This window comes from Actinomycetospora sp. C-140 (genome assembly GCF_054796175.1).
This window is the reverse complement of record NZ_JBTWNF010000028.1, coordinates 20,180-34,946: the sequence shown is the minus strand read 5'-3', so window position 1 is coordinate 34,946 and position 14,767 is coordinate 20,180. Positions and strand designations below refer to the sequence as shown.

The 14,767-nt window shown below is 76.9% G+C and carries 11 protein-coding genes; 8 read left to right on the top strand and 3 right to left on the bottom strand.

Annotation, left to right across the window (positions count from 1 at the left end):
* The first annotated feature begins 76 nt into the window (after positions 1-76).
* The 3 genes from ACR9E3_RS30985 (at position 77) to ACR9E3_RS30975 (ending at position 3,008) form a co-directional block, all read left to right on the top strand.
* Positions 77-442, top strand: a complete 366-nt coding sequence (locus ACR9E3_RS30985) for a hypothetical protein (RefSeq protein ID WP_460384837.1) — start codon at positions 77-79, stop codon at positions 440-442.
* 230 nt (positions 443-672) lie between these two features.
* A complete protein-coding gene (locus tag ACR9E3_RS30980; RefSeq protein WP_460384836.1) occupies positions 673-1,587 on the top strand; it encodes a hypothetical protein in 915 nt (304 codons plus the stop codon).
* A gap of 98 nt (positions 1,588-1,685) precedes the next feature.
* On the top strand, positions 1,686-3,008 hold the full coding sequence (locus ACR9E3_RS30975; protein ID WP_460384835.1) for an arsenate reductase/protein-tyrosine-phosphatase family protein: 1,323 nt from the start codon (positions 1,686-1,688) through the stop codon (positions 3,006-3,008).
* 20 nt (positions 3,009-3,028) lie between these two features.
* Here the strand turns inward: ACR9E3_RS30975 and ACR9E3_RS30970 are convergent, their stop codons facing one another.
* Entirely contained in the window at positions 3,029-3,607 is a 579-nt protein-coding gene (locus ACR9E3_RS30970; RefSeq protein ID WP_460384834.1) for a hypothetical protein, read from the bottom strand.
* Positions 3,608-3,976: 369 nt separating this feature from the next.
* Here ACR9E3_RS30970 and ACR9E3_RS30965 point away from each other — a divergent pair, with 369 nt between their 5' ends.
* A complete protein-coding gene (locus ACR9E3_RS30965; RefSeq protein WP_460384833.1) occupies positions 3,977-4,900 on the top strand; it encodes an RDD family protein in 924 nt (307 codons plus the stop codon).
* Positions 4,901-5,363: 463 nt separating this feature from the next.
* Positions 5,364-5,903, top strand: a complete 540-nt coding sequence (locus ACR9E3_RS30960; RefSeq protein ID WP_460384832.1) for a hypothetical protein — start codon at positions 5,364-5,366, stop codon at positions 5,901-5,903.
* A 38-nt stretch (positions 5,904-5,941) separates the two neighbouring features.
* Here ACR9E3_RS30960 and ACR9E3_RS30955 read toward each other — a convergent pair whose 3' ends face one another.
* Together ACR9E3_RS30955 and ACR9E3_RS30950 are read right to left on the bottom strand one after the other, a co-directional pair.
* The gene (locus ACR9E3_RS30955) at positions 5,942-6,886 is read right to left on the bottom strand and encodes an endonuclease/exonuclease/phosphatase family protein (protein ID WP_460384831.1); all 945 of its coding nucleotides are present in this window, start codon (positions 6,884-6,886) and stop codon (positions 5,942-5,944) included.
* A 449-nt stretch (positions 6,887-7,335) separates the two neighbouring features.
* On the bottom strand, positions 7,336-8,628 hold the full coding sequence (locus ACR9E3_RS30950) for a PQQ-dependent sugar dehydrogenase (RefSeq protein WP_460384830.1): 1,293 nt from the start codon (positions 8,626-8,628) through the stop codon (positions 7,336-7,338).
* Positions 8,629-9,111: 483 nt separating this feature from the next.
* Here ACR9E3_RS30950 and mfd point away from each other — a divergent pair, with 483 nt between their 5' ends.
* From mfd to ACR9E3_RS30935, 3 genes are all read left to right on the top strand, one after another.
* Positions 9,112-12,762, top strand: a complete 3,651-nt coding sequence (gene mfd, locus ACR9E3_RS30945) for a transcription-repair coupling factor (protein ID WP_460384828.1) — start codon at positions 9,112-9,114, stop codon at positions 12,760-12,762.
* 87 nt (positions 12,763-12,849) lie between these two features.
* A complete protein-coding gene (locus tag ACR9E3_RS30940; RefSeq protein ID WP_460384827.1) occupies positions 12,850-13,854 on the top strand; it encodes a hypothetical protein in 1,005 nt (334 codons plus the stop codon).
* Entirely contained in the window at positions 13,851-14,765 is a 915-nt protein-coding gene (locus ACR9E3_RS30935) for a nucleoside triphosphate pyrophosphohydrolase (protein ID WP_460384826.1), read from the top strand. The genes ACR9E3_RS30940 and ACR9E3_RS30935 overlap by 4 nt, the downstream gene beginning before the upstream one ends.
* Positions 14,766-14,767 lie beyond the last annotated feature (2 nt).

The following is a 14,767-nucleotide window of genomic DNA, read 5'->3' as shown; positions in this document are numbered from 1 at the left end:
CACACCGGACGGACGGGGCGGGCACATGGGGCGAGCGGGCGTGTCGGTGCGGCATCGGGCTCTCGTGCCGGGGCTCGTGCGAACGCTGGCGGCGGGGGCGCTGGTGACCGGCGCGCTGCTGGCGGGTGCGCCGGCGGCGCTGGCCGCCGACCCCGTCCCGGCCCCGGCGCCCTACGGCGGCGCGCTGGACGCCCCCGACCCCGGGTCCTCCTTCGACGAGGAGCAGATGCTCGAGGTCGGGATGCTCGGCCTCGGGACGATCAACGGGCTGGCCGTGGCGGGCGTCGTCATCATGAGCCGCTTCCGCGGCAGCTCGGCCCAGGAGACGCGCCGGGCCCTCATGGCCCGGACCTCGGCCGGGGTGCCGTCCGGGCCCCGTCGGCCGCGAGTCGCGCCGGTCGGGCCGGTCGCCGTGCCCCACCGTCATCGGGACGGCCGCTGACGCCGGGACGACCCCGGCGTCCGGACGGCGCAATCGGGGGAGCCCATCGGCGCCTGTTCGTGCTGACCAGCGGCCCCACGGGTGAAGTAGATCCCCCGAACGGGCTGTTCCGTGCGCCGTCCGCAACGCGTCAGGCTGGTCGCGACGATCCCCCGGGTGACCCAGTGTCGCCGTTCAGACGCCCTCGGCGAACCCGGCGGCGACACGCCCCCGCCCGTGAAGGAGCGCCGTTGTCGAGCGACGCCGCGACACCCGCGACTCCCGCGGCCGACGACCGGGTGCCCGAGCCCCGGTCCGGCCCCGGTCCCGTCGCCGTGCCCGACACCACCACCGACGCCACCGACACCACCGACACCGCGACGGACGCCACCACCACCCCGGAGGGCACCGACCCACCCCGGAGCGGGTCGACCACCGGGTCCGCGGGCGAGACCACCACCGAGCCGGCCGCCGAGGCCGACGCGGGCGATCAGGCCGACGAGGCCGCCGAGACGAGTGATGACACGACCATGACCGCCGTCGAGAGTGCCGAGAACGCGGACGCGGTCATCGCCGTGCCGGCACAGACCCGCTCCGAGACCGTGCCGGACGCCGTCGAGGCACCCGCCGCTCCGGCGACTCCCGTCGCACCGGCCGCCGCGCCGGGCGAGCGCCGCGAGCCGCCCCACGGAGGGCGCTTGACGGCCCGGATGCGCGAGGCACGCTCCCGGCTCGAGCCGGAGAGGACGGTGATCCCGGAACCCCGCAGCCCCGAGGGCGTGGTCCCGCCGGCCGCCTTCGCGGGCGGTTCGGCGAAGCCCGCGAAGGACCTCGTGAGCTCGCTCGAGGATCTCCACGCCGCGGTCGCGGAGACCGAGGAGAGCCCCGAGGCCCCGGAGCGTCGTGCCCTGGTGCGCGTCCTCGAGCTGTCGGCCGCGGGGGTCCCCGACGCGGGCTGGTCCTCCCAGGAGCGCGTCGACGCGGAGACGCTCGCCGGTGCGGCCGCCGTCGCGGGCACGCTGCTCGCGTCGGCGGAGGCGGTCCTGGAGCGCCTCGACGCGGACGGCCGCGCGGCGTCGGCGGTGGAGGTCGACGCCGTCGTCACGTCCCTGCGGGTGGCCCGGATGGTGCTGGACCTGGAGTCGTTCGACCGCCACGGCCTCTAGGCCGCCGCGCTGCCCGCACCCGCCTCCGTGGGGTGAACGGGCAGGTCAACCGAGTCGACGGCTCGCGCGCCGGCCCGGGGACTGCGACGATCGGCGGTATGGACGGTCGGGGAGACGGTGCGCCGCGTCGTTTCCGCCTCCTGTTCGTGTGCACGGGCAACCTCTGCCGGTCGCCGTTCGCCCGCTTCCACACACGCGCTCTGCTCGACATGCGCCTCGGCCCGCGCTGGGCGTCGTGGTTCGACGTGGCCAGCGGCGGCACCGGTGCGGTCGTGGGCGCGGAGATGCACCCGATGTCGCGCGCCCAGCTCGGGCCGCTCGCCACGCATCCCGACGTGGCCGCCTTCCGTGCCCGCCAGCTGCCGGCGCGGGACGTCGAGCTGGCCGACCTCGTGCTGACCGTGAGCCGCTCGCACCGCTCGGCGGTCCTCGAGCTCGAGCCCCGCGCGCTGCGGAGCACGTTCACGATGCGGGAGTTCGCCCGGCTGCTCGAGGGCGTGGACCCCGCCGACCACGCCGCCCTGCCCCCCGACCCGCGCGAGCGCGCGCACGCTCTCGTCGCCGCGGCGCTCGCCGAGCGCGGGCAGGGAGCGCCGGTCGATCCCGAGGACGACGCGATCCCCGACCCCATCCAGGGCGGCGTCGAGGAGCACGCCGAGGCCGCGCGCCGCATCCACGCCGCCGTGCGGCCCCTCGTCGACGCGATCGGTGCCGCCGTCCCGTGGCCCGGACGGCGGCCGCCGCCGCGCCCCGCAGGCCCGCCCGGCCCGCCCGGCTCGTTCGGCGCGCCGCGGCCGCCCGGCCCTGCGGGCCCGCCGGCGGGAGGCCCGCCCCCGCCACCGATGGTCAGGCCGCCAGGCATGCCGCCCCCCGGCTCGCCCCCCGGCTCGCCCTCCGGTTCGCCCTCCGGGCCTCGGCCCGCAGTCGCCGGCGGTCCCGTCCCGTCCGGCGCCGCGCCGCTGCGCGAGGGCTCCGTGCCGCCGGGAGCCCCGGCCGCTGCCTCCGGTGCCCTCTCGCCACCCGCGGTGCCGCCCCGCGGCGTCACCGGGCCGACCGGAGGCTGGACAGGACGGCACGGCATGCCGGACGGGACGATGCCGGGGACAGCGGGGCCGCCGGTCCCGCCGTCCGCTCCGCCGCCGGGGTCGGCGGTCCCGGGTCCGCCCGCCCACCTGCCGCCGCTCCGCGGCCCCGAGCCGGCCGGGAACGGGACCGGGCACCCGCCGGGTCCTCCCGCCCGTGACGACCACGACGACGGCCGGGCGGACGACGTCCGGGACGACCGCGACCACCGGGACGTCCACGACGACGGCGCCGGCGACGAGGCCTACGACGTCCGCTACGACCCGACCGCGGACGGGTCCGAGCCCTCCGGCGTGCCCGCGGTCCGCGCGCCCTCCACGCCGCGCGCCGGGCGCTGATCAGGCAGGCTCGTCGCCGGTCAGGGCGAGCAGGGGTGGTCGGCCGACCGCGGCAGGGAGAAGGCGCGGCGCACGCGGGTGCGGGCCCGCGTCGCGCTCGGTGCCGACGTCAGCAGCGGACGCCACACCGACCAGGCGTCGGCCTCGCCGTCGGTGGCCGGTCGTCCGTCGGCGGCGCGGTCGACCAGCTCCCGGCACGGGGCGACGGCGCCGGCCGGACGCACCACGCACACGCGCAGGCGCTCCTGCCCGGCCGTCACGTGCAGTCCCGCGCGCGGCGACCGGCCGAGGTCGAGGCCGAGCTCGTCCGGCGTGCCGTCGAACACGACCCGGCGGGTCGACTCGAAACTGAGGCGGCCGTGCCGCAGGCGCAGCACGCCGGGGACGTGGGTGACCTCGCGGACGATCCAGGCGAGGCCGGCAACGTCCTCGGCGGTCTCGGCGGTCTCTGCGGTCTCTGCGACCGGGGTGACCTCCCGGTCGGCGACCGCCGACGGAGCCTCCGGCGACCGGGGCGCCGACCGTGGGGCGGGCACGGCGGCGACCGTGCCGGGGGCACCCGCCGCGGCGAAGGCGGCGGGGCGGGGCGGGATGGCCATCGTGACCTCCTCCCGGGTTGTTGCTGTGTCGTGACCTGACCTACACCTAACGCGCGCCGGGCCTCGGGTGTCATGCTCCGGGCGGGCGAGCCGGTGTGGGCAATGGAGTGACGTCGATCCAACGTCGCTGCGTGAACCCCTCGGACCGACCGTGCGGGTGAGGGAGTGCCCTGATCGGCCCGCTCGGTAGTGCCCTCGGTGACCGCGCGGTGGCATGCTGCCGCCCCATGAGCCCAGTGGGTCGGGGGGAGATCCGACCCGGCCGGTCGACCGACCGGCTCGGACCTCGCTCGTGGTCCGGTCGGGTGTCACGGACAGCAGCCATCGGGGTGCGGAACGCCCTCGTCGACGACCGCAGGAGTACAGAGCGTGAGCAACCCCGACGGTTACCAGCAGCAATCGGGATTCGGTCCGCCCCCGGGTGGGTATCGGCAGCAGTCCGGATTCGGTGAGGCGGCGTCCGGCGCGGACGCCCAGGGCGGCCACGATCCGTCCCAGGCCGGACAGCCCTACGGCGCGCCGGGACAGCAGGGCTACGGCCAGTACGGCCAGCAGTACGGCCAGCAGGACCACGGCCAGCAGTACGGCCAGCCGGCGTACGGGCAGCAGCCCGGCCAGCCGGGGTACGGGCAGCCGTACGGTCAGCCGGAACAGCCGGGGTACGGGCAACCGGGATACGGCCAGCAGCCCGGCCAGCAGTACGGACAGCCGTACGGCCAGCCCGGCTACGGGCAGCAGTACGGGCAGCCGGGCCAGGCGGGGTACGGGCAGCCGCCCGCGTACGGCCAGCAGTACGGCCAGCCGGCCTACGGCCAGCCCGGGTACGGCGCTCCCGGCTACGGCGGCGCGGGCGACCCGACCGACGTCGTCGGCTCCCGCGTCGGGCAGTACATCCTCGACGGGCTGCTGTCGGCGGTGCCGACGATCATCCTGGTCTTCGTCGTGGGCGCGATCGCCGGCGCCTCGGCGGGCAGCGAGTCCGGCCTCGCCGCGGTCATCCTCGTCGGCTACCTGCTCGTCTTCGTCGTCGCGCTCGCCTCGGCGTTCGTCGTCCACGCCTACTGGCCGTCGACCCACCAGGGCCAGACGCCGGCCATGGGCTGGCTGAACCTCCGCATCGTGCGCGAGGAGGACGGCGGCGTCCCGAGCCTCGGCCAGTGCGTGGTTCGCTGGTTGCTGTTCATCGTCGACGGGCTCGTCGCCGGCATCGTGGGACTGATCGTCATGTCGACCTCGGAGCGCCACCAGCGGGTCGGCGACATGGCCGCGAAGACCCTCGTCATCCGCGCCTGAGCCGGATCAGCACGCCGGAGCGGAGCGAGGGCGTCCTCCGGTGCGCCCCACGCAGTGGGGGACGCCCTCGCTGCCGAACCCGCGCGCGTTCTCGACCGTCCCGGCGCCATTGATCCCATCGGCCCCACCGGCCCCGCCGGCGCGAGCGGCACGCTGCGCACCGCCGCGAGGCCTCGGTGCCTGCCGAACGTGCGGCTCGTGCCGGTGCGCGCCCTCGTCCGGGTCCAGGCGAGGTGCCGGGTCGAGTGACGCCACTGGGCCAGGCGGGCGAACATGAAAGGATCTGGACGAATCGCGAAACACCCGTCGTCCCCCGAGCGACTTCCGGGCCGTACCTGGGCGCAGGGGCGCGCCCGACGCCACGACCGGCTCGTCCGGACACCCCGGGCACGACCGGCAGTGAGAAGGCGGTTGACGTGAGGACGACACACCCCCAGCAGGGGCGATGCCGGGGAGGACACCGGTGAGCGCACCGGCACGCGGCGGATACGCCGCCTGGGTCAGTTGGCTGGAGGCCTTCCGGCGGGGCGAGGACCCGCCGACCGAGGGGCTTGGACCGGTCCGCGGGGGCTTCGGCTCCTACGTGGAGGCGCGGCTGCTCGAGCGGCTCTCGGCGGCGTTCGCCGACCGGGTCCGCCAGTGGCAGGCGGCCCTGGGCGACCGGATCGTCGCCCAGCCACCCGACGGCCCGGTGGCGGCCTCGGCGATGTTCCAGGACGCGGTGGCGCGGCTCGGGCCGCTGGTGCGGCTGGCGGACTCGCCGCTGGTCCCACGCCCGCTCGCGGTGTCGATGCACGAGATGCTCGGCACGGTGCGCGACGGCGCGCGGTCGGCGCTCGAGGAGGCGTGGCAGCGGGGGCTCGAGGACGAGCACGCACCGGGCATGCCGGCCCAGCGCCGCGTGGACCCGCCCGCCCGCAGGCCGGGCGTCGGCGCGGTGGCGTACCCGCGCCGCACCATCAGCGCGCCGCGCGTGCCGGACCCGAGGATGCGGCAGCACTGACCCGGCGCCCGGGGCCGGTCCGCGCGACCGGTCCCGGGTCAGCCCAGCCCGACGCGGGCGAGGACCCCGCGGTGGTCGCTGCCCGCGACGTCGACGACCTCGACGTCGCGGGCCTGCGGTCCCCCCGAGACCAGCACGTGGTCGATCTGCGCCCCGAACACCGTGGGCAGCGCGGACGGCCAGGTCCCCGTGAGGCCCTCCCCGACGTCGCTCGCCGCGTCCGTGCACCCCGTGGTGGCGTCGCGCAGCTCGGCGTGGTCGAGGGTGGCGTTGAGGTCCCCGGCCACCACCGTCGGCCGGTCGCCCGTGCACCAGCGCGACAGGGCGGCGACGTCGCGGCTCCACGCGTAGGTGTCGCCCGGCTTGGGTGACTGCGGGTGCGTGGCGACCAGACGTACCGCCCGGCCGTCGACGTCGGGCAGGTCGACGATGAGCGACGGGAACTCGGTGTCGCGGTTCGGCGTGGCCGTCGGGCGCCCGAGACTGCGGCGCACGAAGACGGTCATGGCGCTGTCGTCGCTCGGCGCGTCGGCGGCGAAGGCGCGGTAGCCGCTGACGCCCTGGTCTCCGCCCGACTCGTCGACCAGCGCCTGCTGCAGGCGGTTGCGCAGCGTGCCGCGGGCCTCGGGCAGCACGACGACGTCGGGCGTGCGCGTGCGGATGAGCGCGGCGAGGGCCTCCGGGTCCGCCCGGCTGACGTAGGCGCTGGCGGTGAGGACGGTGAGCTCGGGCCCGCCCGTCGCCCCGGCCTCGGCGGACCCCACCGCCCGCGGCGCGACGATGCCCAGCCCGACGACGCCGACGAGCCCGAGCGCCACCGCGGTCGGCCACGCGTGCCGGGCGAGCACCCCGATCAGCACCGCCAGGACGACGAGACCGGCCGCGAGCTGCGGGCGGAACGCGATCGTCTGGACGAACGGCGTCCGGTCGTCGATGCCGAGCCGGTCGGAGAACGTGACGACCGCGGCGCCGAGCCCCAGCACCAGCGCGGCACCGAGGGCGCCGGGGCCGGGGGCGCGGAGGGTGCGGAGGGACCGCAGCCGCCCGCGGGGCCGCGGCGGCCGGTCGCGCGGCGGGGCGCCACCGAGCGCGGGCGCCGGCTCCTGCGGGGCCCGGGGCAGGGCCTGGGTCGGACCGGGCAGGCTCCAGCGCCCGTCGGGACCGTGGTGCGGCCCGCGACCACCCGGTTCGGGTGCCCGGCGCGGCGTCCCGGCCGGTGCCGGGCGACCGGGCGGGACGGGAGGACCGGGACCCCCGGGGCGGCCGGACCCGTGGCCCGGTCCCGGGGTGGGTCCGTGCGGCGGTCGGCGCGGCGGTCCCTGAGGTGATCCGGGCGGTGGTCCGGACGAGGAGCCTGGCGGCGGTCCGGCGGGCCCCCGCGGGGGACCCGGGCGACCGCCGTGCGGGGGCCGCTCGGGACCGGACCGGTCGGTCACGCCCGCGTCACGCGCAGGATGACGTCGTCGGACCCGGTGTCGCTGGTCAGGTACAGGGCGCCGTCGGGCCCGAGGCGCGCGCCGCGCAGACGCCCGAACGCGCCGTCGAGCTCGGGCGGGACGCGGACCTCGACGATGCGGTTCTCGTCGGCGCCGGTGCCGGGACGCATGAGGTAGAGCTTCTCGCCCTTGAGCGCGCTCACGGCGAGCATCCCGGCCATGTCACCCCAGGCGGGGCCGTCGAGGAAGGCCAGGCCGCTGATCGCCTCGGTCGGGTCGCCGGAGCTCCAGGCGGCCGGGACCGCGTCCGGGTAGCGGTCGAGGTCGGTCATGGGCACCGACTCGTCGTAGCCGCCGGGGTTCTCGCCGCCCTGGGCGGGATCCCACCCGTAGTTGCGGCCGGGCACGACGACGTTGATCTCGTCGTCGACGTCGGGCCCGTGCTCGGCGCTCCACGCGCGCCCCGTCCCGGGCTGGACGGCCACGCCCTGCACGTTGCGGTGGCCGTAGCCGACGATGAGCCGCTCCGCGGCGCTGCCCGACGCGGCGAACGGGTTGCCCGGCGCGGGCCCGCCCGTGGCCGGGTCGATCCGCAGGACCTTGCCGCCGAGGGAACCGCGGTCCTGGGCGATCGTGGCCCGCGCGGTGTCGCCGGTGCCGACGAGCAGCATCCCGTCCTGGTCGAAGGTCGGCCGGCAGCCCGAGTGTCGGCCCGACGGGTTGATCGGGAGGCCGCCCACGAGCGGGTCGCGCACACGGTCGGCGCGCGTGCCGTCGGGGGACAGGCGCCAGGTCACGAGGCGGATGTCGACCGGTCGGCCGCCCTCCTGGTGGTCCTGGCACGTCACGAACGTCCCGGACGTCGCGACGTCCGGCGCGGCGGCGATGCCCAGCAGGCCGCCCTCGCCGCGGGCGTAGACGTCGCCGAGATCGGCCGCGACGGGCGCGACCCGCGCACCCGGTCCGAGACCCGTGACCAGCGACAACGTGCCGTCGCGCTGGGTCACGAGGAAGCGGTCGCCGCCGATGAACGCGATGTCCCACGGGTGGTCGAAGCCCGCGGCGACGGTCTCCACGCGCAGCCCGGTGCCGGACGGGGCGGTGGTCGTGGGGGCGGGGGTGGCGGCGCGGGGGCTCCCACCGGCACCGGCCCCGTTGCTCGGGGCGGCGGATGTTCCCTCGGTGCGCTCACCGCACGCGGTGAGGGCCAGCGTCAGCAGCGCCGCGAGGGCCAGCAGGGCGCGTGCCGGGCTCGGTCGGGGCTGACGGCTCGGTCGGCTCGGGGTCACGGGGGACGATGATGCCGGGTGCCGCGTCCGGTCCCGGTGGGACCCCGTCGCAGGTCACCGGCCGTGATCGCCGCCGAACCCGCGGTGCCCGGGCGACGGGCCCCGGAGTGAACCGACCGTGAAGTTGTCCGCGAACGGACCGCACGGTACTTTTTCCACGGCGTCGGGGCGCCCGTGCGATTCCGGGGGGCACGCACGGACGCCGCGGGGCCGGAGGTCGCCGGTGGCGGGGCGCCGGCGCCTCCACCCCCCGCGCGCTCGGCTCCCGGCGGCCCCCGGTGCCCCGGGTGGTCCGCGTCATCCCGGTGCCCGACGTCCGCTGTCGGGGTGCGCACGTATCCTGGAGTCATCCCCGGTGCGCCCGCTCCTCCCGGCGTGCCCGACGGTCCGTCGAAGGGTCCCTCCGCGTTGTCGCCCGCCGCGCCTGCTGTCGTGCCGCACTCCGCCCCGTCCGCCGCTCCTCTCGGTGATCTCCTCCCGTCGGTGCTCGCCGACCCGGGCCTGCGCGAGGTGGTCACGGCCGCCGGCCGCGACGCCGCGGTCGAGGGGCCCACGGGTCTGCGGCCGTTCCTCGCCGCCGCGCTCGCGGCGGAGCCCGGCGACCCTGCCGACGAGGCCGGCGGCGCGGGTGCCCCTGTCCTCGTCGTCACCGCCACCGAGCGCGAGGCCGAGGAGCTGGCCGGAGCGATCGGCGAGCTGCTCACCGCCGAGGCCGTCGCCTACCTGCCGAGCTGGGAGACGCTGCCCCACGAGCGGCTCTCCCCGCGCGCGGACACCGTCGGGCGGCGGGTCGCGGTGCTGCGCCGGCTGGCCCACCCCGAGGCCGACGACACCCCGGACACGCCGCTGCGCGTGGTCGTCACGGCCACGCGGAGCCTCATCCAGCCCGTCGTGCCCGGCCTGGGCGACCTCGAGCCGGTGCGTCTGATCGAGGGCACCGAGTACGAGCTCGAGGCGCTCACCGAGCGGCTGGTCGACCTCGCGTACGCGCGCGTGGAGATGGTCGAGAAGCGCGGGGAGTTCGCGGTGCGCGGCGGCATCGTCGACCTCTTCCCGCCCACGGCCGCCGCGCCGGTGCGCGTCGAGTTCTGGGGCGACGAGGTCTCCGAGCTGCGCTGCTTCTCCGTCGCCGACCAGCGCTCGCTGCCCGGCGACGGCCCCGACGCCCGGCCCGCCGAGGTCGTCGCCCCGCCGTGCCGCGAGCTGCTGCTCACCCGGCGCGTGCGCGCCCGGGCCGCCGAGCTCGCCGCCGAGCACACCGGCGACAAGGCGCTCGGCGAGCTGCTCACCCGGGTCTCCGAGGGCGTGCCCACCGAGGGCATGGAGTCGCTGATCCCCGCACTGCTCGACGGGGAGGGCGAGGCCGCGGAGCTGGAGCTGCTGCCCGAGCTGCTGCCCTCCGGCGGGCACGTGCTGATCTGCCACCCCGAGCGGGTGCTCACCCGGGCCGCGGACCTCGTGCGCACCGGCCAGGAGTTCCTCGAGGCCTCCTGGCTCGCCGCCGCCGACGGCACCGACGGGCGCGCCCCCATCGACCTCGGCGCCTCGGCCTACCGCGACCTCGGCGACGTGCGCGCCGTCGCGGCCAAGGCGGGGCGACCCTGGTGGACCCTGTCGTCGCTGGCGACCGACCCGGACGTGGAGGACGACTCCCACACCCGGGACGGGGCGCGGGTGATCCGGCCCGGGTTCACCGCGGTCGAGTCCTACCGCGGCGACATCCCCCGCGCGGCGGCCGACCTGCGCGCGCTCGCCGCGGCCGGCGGCGTCGGCGTCCTCGTCGTGCCGGCCGCGGGCACCGCCCAGCGCGCGGCCGAGCAGCTGCGCGAGCACGAGGTCCCGGTGCAGCTCGCCGACGAGGGCCTGCTCGCGGCGCCGGAGCCGGGCGTCGTCACGATCACGCGCGGCTCGCTCGCCGACGGCGTCACCGCAGGCTCGACGTCCCTGGTGATCGTCACCGAGGCCGACCTCACCGGCACCCGCCCGGGCACCGAGGGCACCGTCAAGCGCGCCCCGGTCAAGCGGCGCAACGCGGTCGACCCCCTGACGCTGCAGCCCGGCGACTACGTGGTCCACGCGCAGCACGGCATCGGCAAGTTCGTCGAGATGACGCAGCGGACCACCGGCACCGGCCCGGCGCGCACCACGCGCGAGTACCTGGTGCTCGAGTACGCGAGCTCGAAGCGCGGGCAGGCCAGCGACCGGCTGTTCGTCCCCACCGACCAGCTCGACCAGGTCAGCCGCTACGTCGGCGGCGAGCTGCCGACGCTGAACAAGCTGGGCGGGTCGGACTGGTCGAAGACCAAGTCGAAGGCGCGCAAGGCCGTGCGCGACATCGCGGCCTCGCTGGTGCAGCTCTACGCCGCGCGGCAGGCGGCGCCCGGTCACGCCTTCGCGCTCGACACCCCGTGGCAGCGGGAGATGGAGGACGCGTTCCCGTTCACCGAGACGCCCGACCAGGCGTCGGCGATCGACGAGGTCAAGGCCGACATGGAGAAGGCGGTCCCGATGGACCGCGTGATCTCCGGCGACGTCGGCTACGGCAAGACCGAGATCGCGGTGCGGGCGGCGTTCAAGGCCGTGCAGGACGGCAAGCAGGTCGCGGTACTGGTGCCGACCACGCTGCTCGCCCAGCAGCACCTGCAGACGTTCACCGACCGGATGCGCAACTTCCCGATCACGGTGAAGGGGCTCTCGCGCTTCACCCCGGGCAAGGAGGCCGACGCGACGGTCCGCGGCCTCGCCGACGGCAGCGTCGACATCGTCGTCGGTACCCATCGCCTGCTGCAGACCGGCGTGTCCTGGAAGGACCTCGGCCTGGTGGTCATCGACGAGGAGCAGCGCTTCGGCGTCGAGGCCAAGGAGCACATCACGGGGCTGCGCGCGCACGTCGACGTGCTGTCGATGTCGGCGACGCCCATCCCGCGCACCCTGGAGATGAGCCTGGCCGGCATCCGCGAGATGTCGACGATCCTCACCCCGCCCGAGGAGCGGCACCCGACGCTGACCTATGTCGGCGCCTACGACGAGAAGCAGGTCGCCGCGGCCGTGCGGCGCGAGCTGCTGCGCGACGGCCAGGTCTTCTACATCCACAACCGCGTGCAGTCGATCGACGACGCGGCCGCGAAGCTGCGCAGGCTCGTGCCCGAGGCGCGCATCGCCACCGCCCACGGGCAGATGGCCGAGGAGCGCCTCGAGCGCACCGTCAACGAGTTCTGGGAGCGTGAGCACGACGTCCTGGTGTGCACGACGATCGTCGAGAACGGCCTGGACATCTCCAACGCCAACACCCTGATCGTCGAGCGCGCCGACACCCTCGGGCTCTCCCAGCTCCACCAGCTGCGCGGGCGCGTGGGTCGTGGCCGCGAGCGGGGGTACGCGTACTTCCTCTACCCGGCCGACCAGCCGCTCACCGAGACCGCGCACGACCGCCTCGCCACCGTCGCCCAGCACTCCGAGCTCGGGGCGGGCACGGCCGTGGCGATGAAGGACCTCGAGATCCGCGGCGCGGGCAACATCCTCGGCGCCGAGCAGTCCGGCCACATCGCGGGCGTCGGCTTCGACCTCTACGTCCGCCTCGTCGGCGAGGCCGTCGAGGCGTTCAAGGCGCACACCGACGTCGACGGCGGCGAGGAGCCGCTCGCGGAGGTGCGCGTCGACCTCCCGATCGACGCCCACGTGCCGCACGACTACGTCGACACCGAGCGCCTGCGCCTCGACGTCTACCGCAAGATCGCCGAGGCCGCGGACGCGGACGCGCTCGACGCGGTGCGCGAGGAGCTGGTCGACCGCTACGGCGAGCCGCCGACGCCCGTCACCAACCTCCTGGCCGTCGCGGCGTTCCGCCAGGCGTGCCGGCGGCACGGGATCACCGAGGTCGCGGGGCAGGGCAACCAGATCCGTCTCGCGCCGGTCGACCTGCCCGAGTCGGCGCAGATGCGGGTCAAGCGCCTGCACCCGCGGGCGCAGTACAAGGCGGCCTCGCGCACCCTGTCGCTGCCCCGGCCCGTCGAGGGGGCGGACGGCAAGGGGCCGGTGCGCATGGGCGCCCCGCCCCTGCGCGACCTCGCTCTCCTGGCGTGGTGCGAGCAGCTGTTCACCCAGCTCTTCCCGGCGCCGGTGGCGGCGGGCTGAGGTCGCCGCGCGGGCGGCGGCGCACGGGACCGTGCGTCGGCCAGGGCGGCCTGCGGGCGTGGGCCGGGCGGGTGAGAAGGTGACGCCGTGCGTCGCCTGTTGCCGCTGGTCGCGTCGGTCGTGGTGGGTCTCCTGGGTCTGGGAGCGCTCGCCGGGTGCGGCACGGGCCCGAGCCAGGTCGGGGCGGCGGCGATCGTCGGCGACCAGGTGATCACCGTCGACCAGATCCAGTCCGGGCTGCGGACCGCGGTGCCCGATCTGCGGGTCGCGGTCGACCAGCAGGGCGCCGCGCAGGGCGTCGCCCCGGGGGCGCCGATCCCGCCGCAGCTGCTCGCGCAGGAGTCGCGGCGGCTGGTGACGGTGCGGGTCCTCCACGAGCTGATCGCCGAGCAGTCGCGCCGCGACGGCATCTTGGTGACGCCCCAGCAGGTGGACGCCGCGCTGGCACGGGCCGGTGGGGCGGAGGCCGCGGCCGCCGGCAGCGGGTTCGACCCGGCGACGATCCGCCAGCTCGTCGGCGACCAGATCGCCGCCGGCGAGATCGGCCGGCGGGTGTTCGACCGGCTCCAGGTCACCATCGACTTCACGGCGGTGCCGGACCGCGCGTCGGCCGAGGCGCTCGCCCGGCAGGTCGCCGCCGACCCGTCGCAGGCGCCGCGCCTGTTCGCCGCCGCGTCCGGGGGGCAGGGTGCGAGCGGGGTGACGGTGCGCCCGGGCCAGGACCAGGGCGCGGGCCTGCAGTCGTCGGCGTCGTCGGTGCTGTTCGGGCTCCCCGCGGGCACCGTGTCGATCACGCCGGGCGGGGGCTCCCAGTCGAGCGGCCAGGACCCGGCGCAGGGCCCGTGGACCGTCATCCACGTCAGCCGGCGCAACCTCGACGCCGCGCCGCCCGGACCGGGCGTGACGGCGGCGGCCGCGGTCGACGAGAACACGATGTTCGGGTTCGGGCTGCGCCAGCTCCAGCCGCTCGCGCTCGAGCTCGGGGTGACGGTCAGCCCCCGCTACGGCGCGTGGGACCCGACCCAGCTCGACGTCGTCGAGAACCCGGCGGCCGCGGGCGTCATCACCCCGGTGCGCAGCCAGACCCCGTGACCGAGCGCATCACCGTCGACCCGCGCCTCGGCGCGGTCCTGCCCGCCGGGGCGGTGCGCACCGTCGCCGCCGCCGACCAGGTCCGGCTGCACCCGGACCTCCCCGAGGCCGTCGCGGCGGCCTTCGCGCGCGACCTGGGAGCCGTGGGCCCCGGGACGCCGAGCGTCGACGGCGCCGTCGTCGAGCTGGTGCCCGGGCACGCCGGCGCGCCGCCGGGGACCGAGCTGCTCGAGGCGGTGCGCGTCATGGACCGGCTGCGCTCGCCGGGCGGGTGCCCGTGGGACGCCGCCCAGACGCCGGACTCGCTGCTGCGCTACCTCGTCGAGGAGACCTACGAGCTCTACGACGCGGTCGCCGCCGGCGACCGGGACGCCGTGCGCGAGGAGCTCGGCGACGTTCTGCTCCAGGTGCTCTTCCACGCCCGGATCGCCCAGGAGGACGCCGCCGACCCGTTCGGGATCGACGCCGTCGCGGGGGAGCTGGTGGCCAAGCTCGTGAGCCGCCACCCGCACGTCTTCGGCGACGGCGAGACGATCACCGGGGCCGATGAGCAGCAGGTCCGCTGGGAGGAGCTCAAGGCGGTCGAGAAGCGGCGGGCGTCGGCGCTCGACGGTGTCGCGACCGCGCAGCCCGCCGCCGCGCTCGTCGCCAAGTACCTGTCGCGGGCGCGCCGGGCCGGCGTGCCCGACGACCTGCTCGCGGGCGCGTCGGACGACCGGCTCTTCGCCGACGTCGCCGACACCGCCGCGTCGGCCACCGGCGACCCCGAGGGCGACCTGCGCGCCGCGGCCGCGGAGCTGGCGCGGCGGGTCCGGGCCGCCGAGGACGCGGCCCGCGCCGCCGGGGAGGACCCCGCCGCACTCGATGCCGACGCCTGGCGGCGGCACTGGGACGCGCCGCCCGGCACCTGAGA